We start from the raw sequence: 12827 nt of genomic DNA on the forward strand, positions 1-12827 counted from the left end.
TTCTGAATTCCTGACCAGGGATTGATCGGGGGTGCGCTTGAACAGACGGGCATTGTCCCGTAACGGTAAACGTCACTATGTCGATACTGCGGGCCATCAGGATTTTTCTCTTTTACCTGCTGCTGGGCACCACCTCCCTGCTGTGGTGCAGCTTGAGTTTTTTTATCGCGCCGTTTCTGTCGTTCAAGGCGCGTTATCGTTTCATCAATGTATTCTGGTGCCGTTGCGCCTTGTGGTTGACCAAGGTATTCCTCGGTATCCGCTACGAAATCAAAGGCGCGGAAAACGTGCCTGACCGGCCCTGCGTGATTCAATCGAACCACCAGAGCACCTGGGAGACGTTCTTTCTCTCCGCCTATTTCTCGCCCTTGAGCCAGGTGCTCAAGCGCGAACTGCTTTACGTGCCGTTCTTCGGCTGGGCCATGGCCATGCTGCGGCCGATCGCGATCGATCGCGACAACCCGAAAGCCGCCCTCAAGCAAGTCGCGGCCAAGGGTGATGAGCTGCTCAAGGACAATGTCTGGGTGCTGATCTTCCCGGAAGGCACTCGGGTACCTTTCGGCACTATCGGCAAATTCTCCCGCAGCGGCAGTGCGTTGGCGGTAAATGCGGCGCTTCCGGTGCTACCGATTGCACACAATGCCGGCAAATTCTGGCCGAAAGTCGGTTGGGGCAAGAAGTCTGGCGTCATTACCGTGGTTATCGGTGAGCCTATGTACGCTGAGGGCACTGGTCCCCGCGCGATTGCCGAGCTGAACGACCGGGTCCAGGCCTGGAATGAAAGGACGCAGCAGGAAATGGGCTCGCTGCCACCAGCGCCGCAAGCGCCGGTTGCCAATGAGCAAGTGCCTGCCTGACATTTTGTGGATAACCTGTGTACGGATTGTTCTAAATTGCCATCGGATTCGATGCAACTGATTGATTTAAAAGTCGTTTTTTGAAGACCCTGTAATCTGGCAAACCGTGCATAAGTTTATTTTCGATGTAAAAAAACCGGCTGATATAGCCGGTTTTTTGTGCCTGTTCATTCGGCAATCAAAGGTAGCTGCAGCATGAACGTCGTGCCTCGGTCGACCTCGCTGCGACATTCAATGCTGCCACCGTGATGATCGATCACCGCTTTGACCATTGACAGGCCCAGCCCTATGCCGTCAATGCCCTGCGCTGAGGAAAAGCGCCGGTATTGGCTAAACAGCTCCGGCAACTCGTGCTCGGCGATACCCTTGCCCTGGTCGATCAGTTCGCAACGCAGCCACTTCTCGTGACAGCTCACCCGCAACTGAACCGTAGAGCCAGCCGGGCTGTATTTGATCGCGTTTTCCAACAGATTGAACAATGCGCGGGTCAGCAAGCCCTGGTCCGCCATAACGAGGCGCTCCTGAGTTTGCTCATCCATGGCATGCCGCAGTTCGATACGTTTTTGCTGAGCGATGGGCAGCGCTTGATCGAGCACATCCAGCACCAACATTGCGAACAGGCTTGGCTGAAACTGGTAGGCCTCGGACTCCGCCCGTGCCAACAGGACAAATCCGTCCGTCAGGTCCAGTGCACGGCGGACCTGACGTTCGATCTGCTCGAACAACGGCGAATCGGCGCCAGCTTGATGTCGATGTACGTCGAGCAGCGCCAGGATGGCCGAGTGGGGTGCGCGCAAATCGTGGGACAAGAAGCGCAGCAACACACCGCGTTGTTCTTCGGCAGCGCGTTCGGCGCTGAGGTCGGTGAGGCTGAGCAGCCAACCGATGGGTGTATCGCCATCGGCGGTGAGCAATGCCGCACGGTCCAGACGCAGGCTGCGCTCCTTGTGGTCGCGAAATTCCAGCAGCGGCATAGCTGACAATGGCGGGCGTGGCGTTGGGGATAACTCCGGATAGCCCAGGCTGGCTAGCTGATCGAGCACATCGTTGCCCACCAGATCGTTATCGAAGAGTTCGCGTGCTTTGCGGTTGCCCAACAGAATCTGGCCCTTGGGGTCGCTGATCAGCGTGGCGACGGGCAGGTATTCCAAGCCATCGGCAATGAATCTGCGCGTATCGCGGGTGCGGCTCATGGCTTGTTCCAGCGCCATGATCTGGCCTTGCAAGCGATCGGTACCGGTGAACTGCGAACGGCGACGTTCCGGAAACACCTTTGGCTCGCTGTCCAGGCGCGCCAGTTCCCAACCGAAATAGGTCAACACCACACTCAGACGCCGCCAGTTCCAGATCAGATAACCGAACAACATGCCCAGCACCGCCGGCGTCGGCGACCACCAGTGTTGCGCCTGCGCCAGACCGGCACTGATCAACAGTGCGCAGGCCATGCCCATCAGGGAAATCCACAGCGCCCAGCGTGGACGCCATAACAATAGACTGAGAACGGCGGCTACCAGCCCCACCGATAACGACGCCCCCGTCGTCGACGAGATACCCTGCAAACTTGTCTGGGCGCGATAGGAAAGCACCGCGGTCAGCGGTAACAGCACCAGGCTTATCCACAGCCATTCGCGCACCAACTGGCGAAACAGTCGTTGCACTTGACTGGGCACTCGGCTTTCGCGCCGACGATTATTGTTCATGGGAGGAGGGCAGGGTGAATGGTTTCATGGGCAACTGGTCTGAGACGAAGATTCGAAGAATCATAGCGGACGTCGAGCGACGAGGGCCGCTTACTTTCATCGCACTGGCCAAGCGACTACAGTTGCCCCAACTGCCCAAGCGACAAGGAACCATCGCGTATGCGTGTTGCAATACTGGATGACGAACCCGCCGAATTGCGCCGGGTCGAGCAAACCCTGCAACAGATGGCCGAAGCTGGCGAACAACCCTGGGCGCTGCACAGCTTCGAGCGCGGTGAAGACCTGCTGCGGCAGTTGCGTCGGGAAACCTTCGACCTGCTGATCCTCGACTGGCAGCTGCCCGACCTCACCGGCCTGGCGCTGCTGCGCTGGACCCGCGAACACATGGACGCGCCACCGGCGGCGATCATGCTGACCAGTCGCGATGGTGAGAGCGATATTGTCCAGGCGCTGAACGCCGGGGCAGACGATTACGTGAGCAAGCCATTTCGGCCCAATGAACTGAAAGCGCGGGTCGCGGCGGTACTGCGCCGGCATAGCCAGCAACGTGCGGCAGCCTCGGAAGTGCTGAGCTTCAATGACCTGACGTTCGACGATGCCGAACTCACTGTCACCCGTGAGGGCAAGCCGATCGTCATGACAGAGCGCGAGTATCGGCTCGCCCGGTGTCTGTTCAGCAATCTGGGACGGCCGTTGTCACGCGACTATCTATATGAGCGGTTCTGGCCGCACGAGGAGATTGCATCGTCACGACCGCTCGATACGCATATCTATCGCCTGAGGAACAAGCTTGGGCTAACCGCGGATCGGGGTTGGCAGTTGTTGACAATTTATGGGTATGGGTATCGGTTGGAGAGTGTGGCATCTGCCGTCGAGTAAACCAGTGCGAGCAGAAGCATCAGGCACCGGAAATAAAAAAGGCCAACGCAATGAATGCGTTGGCTTTTTTTGTTGACGACAACCTGGATCAGAAATCCAGGTTCGAAACCGCCAGCGCATTGCTCTCGATGAAGTCTCGGCGAGGTTCGACCGCATCACCCATCAGGGTGTTGAAGATCTGGTCGGCGCCGATGGCGTCTTCGATGGTGACTTTCAGCATGCGGCGCACGCTTGGGTCCATGGTGGTCTCCCACAGCTGATCCGGGTTCATTTCGCCCAGACCTTTATATCGCTGGATGGTGTGGCGCTTGGTGCTTTCGGCCATCAGCCAGTCGAGGGCTTCCTTGAACTCGGTGACGGCTTTCTTGCGTTCGCCACGCTGGATGTACGCGCCCTCGTCGAGCAGGGTGCTCAGTTGAGCGCCGAGGGTGACGACGGTCTTGTAGTCATTGCTGCCGAAGAAGTCGCGGTTGAACGTGACGTAGTTCGACAGGCCGTGGGAGATCAGTTCAACCTCTGGCAGCCACACACCACGTTCGCGGTCTTCACGCAGGCTGGCCTTGTAGACCAGACCGGACTTCTCGACGGTACGCAGACGGGCTTCGTACTGGGCCAGCCATTCTTGCATCGCTGCGTGGTCGCCGAGTTTTTCCAGGCTCACCGCTGGCAGGTAGATGAAGTGCTCGGTCAGTTCCTGCGGGTACAGGCGCGACAGACGCTTGAGGGTCTTCATCACCATGCGGAAGTCATTCACCAGACGCTCGAGCGCTTCGCCGGAAATGCCCGGTGCGTCTTCGTTCAGGTGCAGGCTCGCATCTTCCAGGGCCGACTGCGTCATGTACTCTTCCATGGCGTCGTCGTCTTTGATGTATTGCTCTTGCTTGCCTTTCTTGACCTTGTACAGCGGCGGCTGGGCGATGTAGATGTAGCCGCGCTCGATCAGCTCCGGCAGCTGACGGAAGAAGAAGGTCAGCAGCAGGGTACGGATGTGCGAACCGTCGACGTCAGCATCGGTCATGATGATGATGTTGTGATAGCGCAACTTGTCGATGTTGTATTCTTCACGGCCGATGCCACAGCCCAGCGCGGTGATCAAGGTGCCTACTTCCTGGGAAGAGATCATCTTGTCGAAGCGCGCCTTCTCGACGTTGAGGATCTTGCCCTTCAACGGCAGGATCGCCTGGGTCTTGCGGTTACGTCCCTGCTTGGCAGAGCCGCCCGCGGAGTCACCTTCCACCAGGTACAGTTCGGACAGTGCCGGGTCCTTTTCCTGGCAGTCAGCGAGCTTGCCCGGCAGGCCGGCAATGTCCAGCGCGCCTTTGCGGCGGGTCATCTCACGGGCCTTGCGCGCGGCTTCACGGGCACGGGCGGCGTCAATCATCTTGCCGACGACCAGCTTGGCTTCGTTCGGGTTTTCAAGGAGGAAGTCGGAGAAGTACTTGCCCATTTCCTGCTCGACCGCGGTTTTCACTTCGGAAGACACCAGCTTGTCTTTGGTCTGCGAGCTGAACTTCGGATCCGGTACTTTCACCGAGATGATCGCGGTCAGACCTTCACGGGCATCGTCACCGGTGGTGGCGACTTTGTGTTTCTTCGCCAGACCTTCCTGCTCGATGTAGTTGTTCAGGTTACGCGTCAACGCCGAACGGAAACCCACCAGGTGAGTACCGCCGTCGCGCTGCGGGATGTTGTTGGTGAAGCACAGCAGGTTCTCGTTGAAACTGTCGTTCCACTGCAGGGCGATTTCCACGCCGATACCGTCTTCGCGCTGGATGTTGAAGTGGAACACCTGATTGACCGCAGTCTTGTTGGTGTTCAGGTATTCAACGAATGCACGCAGGCCGCCTTCGTATTTGAACAGCTCTTCCTTGCCGCTGCGCTCATCCTTGAGGACGATACCAACACCGGAGTTGAGGAAGGACAGTTCCCGAATGCGCTTGGCGAGGATATCCCAGCTGAAGTGAATGTTCTTGAAGGTTTCGCTGGAAGCCTTGAAGTGAATCTGGGTGCCGGTGGTTTCGCTGTCGCCAACGATGGCCATCGGCGCCTGAGGTACGCCGTGGACGTAGGTCTGTTCCCAGATCTTGCCGCTGCGGCGGACGGTCAGGACCAGCTCTTCGGACAACGCGTTCACTACCGACACACCTACACCGTGCAGACCGCCGGATACTTTGTAGGAGTTGTCGTCGAACTTACCGCCAGCGTGGAGGACGGTCATGATGACCTCGGCGGCGGAGACGCCTTCCTCTTTATGCACGTCTACCGGGATGCCACGACCGTTGTCTTTGACGGTGATGGATTCGTCCGGGTGAATGATGATGCTGATGTCGTCGCAATGGCCGGCGAGGGCTTCGTCGATCGAGTTGTCGACCACCTCGAACACCATGTGGTGCAGACCGCTGCCATCGTCGGTGTCACCAATGTACATACCGGGACGTTTGCGCACGGCATCCAGGCCTTTCAGCACCTTAATGCTCGATGAGTCGTACGTATTTTCTTCGCTCAATGCCTTCACTCCCGATGGTCGTGGGTCTGGGTGATACGGCCCTGTTCCACGTGGAACAAAGCGACTGGCGTTTCCGTCTGCCAGCCTTCCCTCAATAATTCGTGATCTACACAGGTTATGAACACCTGGCAGCGTAAGTCTTCCAGTAAGCGGCACAGCGCGCGGCGATGGCTCTCGTCCAGCTCGGACGGCAAGTCATCCACCAGATAAATACACTGACCACGGCGGGCCTGGCTGACCAGGTGCCCTTGGGCAATCCGCAGTGCGCAGACCACCAGCTTCTGCTGACCCCGGGACAATATGTCCGCGGCATTGTGTGCGCCCAATCTAAGACGCAAATCAGCGCGTTGCGGTCCGGCCTGGGTGTGCCCCATCTGCTGGTCCCGTTGTACGGAACCGGCAAGTACGGCGCTCAATTCGCGGTCTTTGTCCCAGCCTCGGTAATAGCTGAGCGTCAAACCCTCGAGCTCAACCAGTTCGCTCAAGGTCTGTTCGAAGACCGGTTTCAAGGCTGTGATGTAAGCGCGGCGGTATTCATCGATTTCAGCGCTGGCCTGGCACAGTTCCCTGTCCCAAACCGCTTGCGAAACGGCGTCAAGTGTACCATGCCGCAGCCAGGAGTTTCTCTGGCGCAAGGCCTTCTGCAAACGCTGCCAGGTCCCCATGAACCGAGGCTCGACGTGGAACACGCCCCAGTCGAGAAACTGCCGGCGAATCTTCGGCGCGCCTTCGAGCAGGCGGAAGCTGTCGGGGTTGATCAACTGCAGCGGCAGGATTTCCGCCAGTTGCGCAGCGCTCCGGGCGTTCTGCCCATCAATGCGGATTTGGAAGTCACCTTGGCGATCGCGAGAAATCCCCAACGCGCTGTGTCCGCCCTCGGCCAGTTCGACCTGACCGAATACCGTACAGGCGAGTTGTTCGTACTGGATGACAGGCAACAGGCGCGTGCTACGAAACGAACGGGCAAGCCCCAGCAGGTGAATGGCTTCCAGAACACTGGTTTTGCCGCTGCCGTTGGCGCCGTAAAGAATGTTGATGCGGGGGGAGGGGGAGAAGGTCACCGGGTGCAGATTGCGCACCGCGGTGACCGAAACACGACTTAACGACATTCAGAATCAGCTGATTACAGACGCATCGGCATGACAACGTAAGCCGAGTCGTCATTGTCAGACTCTTGTACCAGCGCACTGCTGTTGGAGTCAGAAAGGATCAGGCGAACCTGCTCGGTGGTCATCACGCCCAGCACGTCGAGCAGGTAGCTGACGTTGAAGCCGATTTCCAGCGAGCCGCCGTTGTATTCAACGCCTACTTCTTCTTCCGCTTCTTCCTGCTCCGGGTTGTTGGCCTGGATCTTCAACTGACCGCTGGCCAGTTGCAGACGGATGCCGCGGTACTTCTCGTTGGACAGAATCGCGGTACGGCTGAACGCTTCACGCAAGGCCTGGCGATCGCCCAGTACCAGCTTGTCGCCCCCCTTGGGCAGCACGCGCTCGTAATCCGGGAATTTGCCATCAACCAGTTTCGAGGTGAAGGTGAATTCGCCAGTGGTCGCACGGATATGGTGCTGACCGAGAACGATGCTGACATTGCCGTCCGGCTCGGTGAGCAGACGTGCCAGTTCGAGGATACCTTTGCGCGGGACGATCACTTGATGACGATCTGGCTGACCGATATCGGCCTGCATCGAGCACATGGCCAGACGGTGACCGTCGGTTGCCACCGCGCGGATGATGCCAGCAGAAACTTCCAGCAGCATGCCGTTGAGGTAGTAGCGCACGTCCTGCTGGGCCATGGCGAAGCTGGTGCGTTCGATCAGACGACGCAGTTTGCTTTGTTCAAGGCTGCAGGTCAGCGAGCCCGGACCTTCTTCAACGGTCGGGAAATCGTTGGCGGGCAGGGTCGACAGGGTGAAACGGCTACGGCCGGCCTTCACCACCAGTTTCTGCTCGTCGACCTTGATGTCGATCAGCGCATCGTTGGGCAGGCTTTTGCAGATGTCCATCAGCTTGCGCGCAGGCACGGTGATGGACCCTGTCTCTGCCGGCTCCTCGAGATGCACACGACCGACCAGCTCGACCTCAAGGTCGGTACCGGTCAGCGACAGTTGCTGGCCCTCGACAACCAACAGCACGTTGGAGAGTACCGGCAAGGTCTGTCGGCGCTCGACGACGCCTGCGACCAGTTGCAGGGGTTTCAACAGGGCTTCGCGTTGAATGGTGAAATGCATGGTCTAGTCCCTTGCCTTAATAAGCTGCGCTGGTGTTCATCAAGTGGTCAGTGTACGCAGCAGGTTCTTGTAGTCCTCGCGGATGTCCGCGTCGGATTCCTTAAGTTCGTTGATCTTGCGGCAGGCGTGCAACACGGTGGTATGGTCGCGGCCGCCAAACACGTCGCCGATTTCTGGCAGGCTGTGGTTGGTCAGTTCCTTGGACAACGCCATGGCCACCTGACGCGGACGCGCTACCGAGCGCGAACGGCGCTTGGACAGTAGATCGGAGATCTTGATCTTGTAGTACTCGGCGACCGTGCGCTGAATGTTATCCACAGAGACCAGTTTGTCCTGCAACGCCAGCAGGTCTTTCAGCGATTCGCGAATCAACTCGATGGTGATATCGCGGCCCATGAAGTGCGAATGGGCTATCACGCGCTTCAGCGCGCCTTCCAGTTCACGGACGTTGGAGCGAATCCGCTGGGCAATGAAGAACGCCGCGTCATGCGGCAGCTCGACTTTGGCCTGGTCAGCCTTCTTCATCAAGATGGCCACGCGCGTTTCCAGCTCCGGCGGCTCGACGGCGACCGTCAGACCCCAACCGAAACGCGACTTGAGGCGCTCTTCAAGACCTTCGATTTCTTTCGGGTAGCGGTCACTGGTGAGAATGACCTGCTGGCCACCTTCAAGCAAAGCGTTGAAGGTGTGGAAGAACTCTTCCTGCGAACGCTCTTTGCGCGCGAAAAACTGAATATCATCGATCAGCAACGCGTCCACCGACCGGTAGAAACGTTTGAACTCGTTGATGGCGTTCAGCTGCAGCGCCTTGACCATATCGGCCACGAAACGCTCGGAATGCAGGTAAACGACCTTGGCATTCGGGTTCTTCTTTAATAGATGGTTACCCACCGCGTGCATCAAGTGGGTTTTACCCAGGCCGACGCCACCATAAAGGAAGAGCGGGTTATAGCCATGCTTGGGGTTGTCCGCGACCTGCCACGCCGCGGCACGGGCGAGCTGGTTGGATTTACCTTCGACGAAATTTTCAAAGGTGAAGGTGCGGTTCAGATAGCTGGTGTGCTTGAGCGCACCCTCAACCTGCACGGTGCGCTGTTCGGCACGAACCGGGGCTTGTTGCGACGCTGCACCGGCCATCGGATCAAAGCTGTCGCGAGACGGCTCTTCACTGATTTCCTCGGTTTTCTGCGTTGCACGCTTGGTCGACACAGGCGCCGGAGCAGGGGCCGGCACGTTGGCAGGCGCGGCATTCGCCTGCGCCTGAGAAACCTGCGCCGCAGCCAGCGGTGCATTCGGGGCGGCACGCGGAGCCGAGCTGCGTTTGCTGCCTATTAACAAGGACAGCGCTGGAGCCATGCCATTGCCGTGCTCATCCAGCAGTTCCATGACCCGGCCCAGGTACTTTTCATTGACCCAGTCCAGCACGAAACGATTCGGTGCGTAGACGCGCAACTCGTCGCCTTCGGCTTCGACCTGTAGTGGACGGATCCAGGTGTTGAATTGTTGGGCAGGCAGCTCCTCGCGCAAAAGCTCCACGCACTGCTGCCAAAGTTCCACTGACACGGATATCCCCTAAGTTGAAAGCCGGTGAGGCAAAAACAAGCGGCCATTGTAGCGGCGAGCCGTCCACTTATCCACACGCAGGTTGCCTGGCATTCATCAATTGTCAGCAGGCTGGACCGATAAAAGGCGACCAACGGTTAGTGAATAAGCTCTGTGGATAACCGCCCCTGAGGGCACTGGACAACTAGGGGCTGAACTCGGTGGATAACCCCGCTGTGGATAACCACCCATTCCACACACAGGTTATCCGACAGCGCAGCACAGGCTGATCACGGTTTTCCACTGTAGTTGTCATTCTCTGTACACCAGGTAAATAAAGGTGTCCCGTCACTTATCCACAACGGAGGCATCGCCTAGCTTTAACAAGCTTTACAGAAAAGCTTTAAATAATTCCCTTCTTTATTTTTATGTCTGGCGGACAGTCTTTCAGACAGTACCGCCCTGGAGATCTATTTCTAAGGAAACGCTGGTTGGAAATTGACCTGAAGGCTTGCTTTCTCTAGAATCCCCGGTCTCTTAAAACGGGGGCCATTCCGGCCCGTTGTGGACGAACCAGGTAACACGACATGAAACGTACTTTCCAACCAAGCACTATCAAACGCGCTCGTACCCACGGTTTCCGTGCTCGCATGGCTACCAAGAACGGCCGCGCAGTCCTGTCGCGTCGTCGCGCCAAAGGTCGTGCGCGTCTGGCAGTTTGATAATCCGGTACTGGAGGTGAGTCAGGACTTCAGTCGGGAAAAGCGTCTGCTTACTCCCCGGCATTTCAAGGCAGTCTTTGACTCCCCTACCGGCAAGGTTCCGGGGAAAAATCTCCTGCTCCTTGCACGCGACAACGATCTTGATCACCCCCGTCTCGGGCTGGTTATCGGGAAAAAGAGCGTCAAGCTCTCCGTTGAGCGCAATCGCCTCAAACGTTTGATGCGCGAATCGTTCCGTCTGCACCAGGATTCACTGGTCGGCTGGGACATCGTTATCGTCGCGCGCAAAGGTCTGGGCGATGTAGAAAACCCCGAATTGATTCAGCATTTCGGCAAACTCTGGAAGCGTCTGGCGCGTAACAAGCCGGTTCCGGCAGTCAAAACCGAAACTGTAGGGGTAGACAGTCCAGATGCGTAAACTGGCCCTCGTTCCGATCCAGTTTTATCGCTATGCCATTAGTCCTTTGATGGCCAGCCACTGTCGCTTCTACCCCAGTTGTTCCTGCTACGCGTATGAAGCCATTGAAAATCATGGCCTTCTGCGCGGTGGCTGGCTGACCTTTCGTCGTTTAGGTCGCTGTCATCCGTGGAATCCCGGTGGTTATGACCCGGTTCCGCCTATCCCTACCTCCCGTTCTTCTTCGATGGCCGAGTAATCATGGATATCAAACGCACGATCCTGATCGTCGCCCTGGCAATCGTGTCCTACGTTATGGTTCTTAAATGGAACCAGGACTATGGCCAGGCTGCCCTGCCGACTCAGAATGTTGCTTCCAGTACGACTACATCCGGTTTGCCGGACACCGCCACTGGCACCAATGCTGCCGCCAGTGACGATATTCCGCGTGCCGCCAGCGATACCAGCGCCCCTGCCGAAACACCGGTAGCCGCCAGCAAGGATCTGATCCAGATCAAAACCGACGTGCTCGATCTCGCGATCGATCCACAAGGTGGCGATGTCGCTCAACTGACCTTGCCTCTGTATCCGCGTCGTCAGGATCGTCCTGATGTGCCGTTCCAGCTGTTCGATAACGGCGGCGAACGTGTTTATCTGGCCCAAAGCGGTCTGATCGGCACCAATGGCCCGGACGCAAATCCGGCCGGTCGTCCGGTCTATTCTGCAGAGAAGAAGACCTACCAACTGGCTGAGGGTCAGGATCAACTCGTCGTTGACCTGAAATTCAGCAAGGATGGCGTCAACTACATCAAGCGTTTCACCCTGAAACGCGGCCTGTATGACGTAGCCGTCTCCTACATTGTGGATAACCAGAGCGCTCAGCCCTGGAACGGCGCAATGTTCGCTCAACTGAAGCGTGATGCGAGCGCGGATCCTTCGTCCACAACAGCGACTGGCACCGCGACTTACCTGGGCGCTGCCCTGTGGACAAGTTCGGAGCCGTACAAGAAAGTGTCCATGAAGGACATGGACAAGGCGCAGCTCAAAGAAACCGTCACCGGTGGCTGGGTCGCCTGGCTGCAACACTACTTCGTGACGGCGTGGATTCCGGCCAAGGGCGAAAACAACATCGTCCAGACCCGTAAAGACAGCAAAGGCAACTACATCATCGGTTACACCGGTCCTACGCTGACCGCTGCTCCAGGTGCCAAGGTTGAAACCAGCGCTGTGCTGTACGCCGGTCCGAAAAGCCAGGCGGTGTTGAAAGAGTTGTCCCCAGGTCTGGAACTGACCGTCGACTATGGCATTCTGTGGTTCATCGCCCAGCCAATCTTCTGGCTGCTGCAGCACATCCACGCCATTGTCGGTAACTGGGGCTGGTCGATCATCTTCCTGACCATGCTGATCAAGGGGATCTTCTTCCCGTTGTCGGCTGCCAGCTACAAATCGATGGCGCGCATGCGTGCCGTTGCGCCGAAACTGGCTGCGCTGAAAGAGCAACATGGCGACGACCGGCAGAAAATGTCGCAAGCCATGATGGAGCTGTACAAGAAAGAGAAGATCAATCCGCTGGGCGGCTGCTTGCCGATCCTCGTGCAGATGCCGGTTTTCCTTTCGCTGTACTGGGTTCTGCTGGAAAGCGTGGAAATGCGTCAGGCGCCGTTCATGCTGTGGATCACCGACCTGTCGATCAAGGATCCGTTCTTCATTCTGCCGATCATCATGGGCGCGACCATGTTCATCCAGCAGCAGCTGAACCCGACGCCTCCGGATCCGATGCAGGCGAAGGTGATGAAAATGATGCCAATCATCTTCACTTTCTTCTTCCTGTGGTTCCCGGCTGGTCTGGTGCTGTACTGGGTTGTGAACAACTGCCTGTCGATTGCACAACAGTGGTACATCACGCGTAAGATCGAAGCGGCAACGAAAAAAGCCGAGGCGTAACTTGCACTGTGGATAACACCACTCAAAACGCCCCCTAGTGGGGCGTTTTGCTA

The 12827-nt window shown here is 57.7% G+C and carries 11 protein-coding genes; 6 read left to right on the forward strand and 5 right to left on the reverse strand.

Going from position 1 to position 12827, the window contains the following annotated elements:
- The first annotated feature begins 77 nt into the window (after nt 1-77).
- Complete coding sequence (locus J3P75_RS00205) at nt 78-857, forward strand: lysophospholipid acyltransferase family protein (protein WP_434708920.1); 780 nt, start codon at nt 78-80, stop codon at nt 855-857.
- A gap of 167 nt (nt 858-1024) precedes the next feature.
- On the opposite strand, the gene J3P75_RS00210 is transcribed toward J3P75_RS00205, so the two are convergent.
- Nucleotides 1025-2557, reverse strand: a complete 1533-nt coding sequence (locus J3P75_RS00210) for an ATP-binding protein (RefSeq protein ID WP_434708921.1) — start codon at nt 2555-2557, stop codon at nt 1025-1027.
- Between the two features lie 159 nt (nt 2558-2716).
- Here J3P75_RS00210 and J3P75_RS00215 point away from each other — a divergent pair, with 159 nt between their 5' ends.
- A complete protein-coding gene (locus J3P75_RS00215; RefSeq protein ID WP_434594007.1) occupies nt 2717-3436 on the forward strand; it encodes a response regulator transcription factor in 720 nt (239 codons plus the stop codon).
- A gap of 88 nt (nt 3437-3524) precedes the next feature.
- Here J3P75_RS00215 and gyrB read toward each other — a convergent pair whose 3' ends face one another.
- Genes gyrB through dnaA form a run of 4 tightly spaced genes read right to left on the reverse strand, consistent with a single transcriptional unit; the run spans nt 3525 to nt 9732 of the window.
- The gene (gene gyrB / locus J3P75_RS00220) at nt 3525-5942 is read right to left on the reverse strand and encodes a DNA topoisomerase (ATP-hydrolyzing) subunit B (protein ID WP_206414382.1); all 2418 of its coding nucleotides are present in this window, start codon (nt 5940-5942) and stop codon (nt 3525-3527) included.
- 5 nt (nt 5943-5947) lie between these two features.
- Nucleotides 5948-7051, reverse strand: a complete 1104-nt coding sequence (gene recF / locus J3P75_RS00225) for a DNA replication/repair protein RecF (RefSeq protein WP_434708922.1) — start codon at nt 7049-7051, stop codon at nt 5948-5950.
- A gap of 14 nt (nt 7052-7065) precedes the next feature.
- The gene (dnaN, locus tag J3P75_RS00230) at nt 7066-8169 is read right to left on the reverse strand and encodes a DNA polymerase III subunit beta (RefSeq protein WP_434708923.1); all 1104 of its coding nucleotides are present in this window, start codon (nt 8167-8169) and stop codon (nt 7066-7068) included.
- 39 nt (nt 8170-8208) lie between these two features.
- Entirely contained in the window at nt 8209-9732 is a 1524-nt protein-coding gene (gene dnaA, locus J3P75_RS00235; protein WP_434708924.1) for a chromosomal replication initiator protein DnaA, read from the reverse strand.
- Nucleotides 9733-10298: 566 nt separating this feature from the next.
- On the opposite strand from dnaA, the gene rpmH reads away from it, so the two are divergent.
- From rpmH to yidC, 4 genes are read left to right on the forward strand one after another with little or no spacing between them, the layout of a single operon-like run.
- A complete protein-coding gene (gene rpmH, locus J3P75_RS00240; RefSeq protein WP_003213577.1) occupies nt 10299-10433 on the forward strand; it encodes a 50S ribosomal protein L34 in 135 nt (44 codons plus the stop codon).
- Nucleotides 10434-10449: 16 nt separating this feature from the next.
- Complete coding sequence (gene rnpA, locus J3P75_RS00245) at nt 10450-10851, forward strand: ribonuclease P protein component (protein WP_197677837.1); 402 nt, start codon at nt 10450-10452, stop codon at nt 10849-10851.
- On the forward strand, nt 10844-11089 hold the full coding sequence (gene yidD / locus J3P75_RS00250) for a membrane protein insertion efficiency factor YidD (RefSeq protein ID WP_010465488.1): 246 nt from the start codon (nt 10844-10846) through the stop codon (nt 11087-11089). Before rnpA ends, yidD begins: the two co-directional genes overlap by 8 nt.
- A gap of 2 nt (nt 11090-11091) precedes the next feature.
- Nucleotides 11092-12774: a membrane protein insertase YidC gene (gene yidC, locus J3P75_RS00255; protein WP_434708925.1), complete on the forward strand. Its 1683-nt coding sequence runs from the start codon at nt 11092-11094 to the stop codon at nt 12772-12774.
- Nucleotides 12775-12827: the final 53 nt, after the last annotated feature.

This window comes from Pseudomonas sp. R1-1, from assembly GCF_051132135.1.
In the GTDB taxonomy this organism is placed as follows: Bacteria; Pseudomonadota; Gammaproteobacteria; order Pseudomonadales; family Pseudomonadaceae; genus Aquipseudomonas.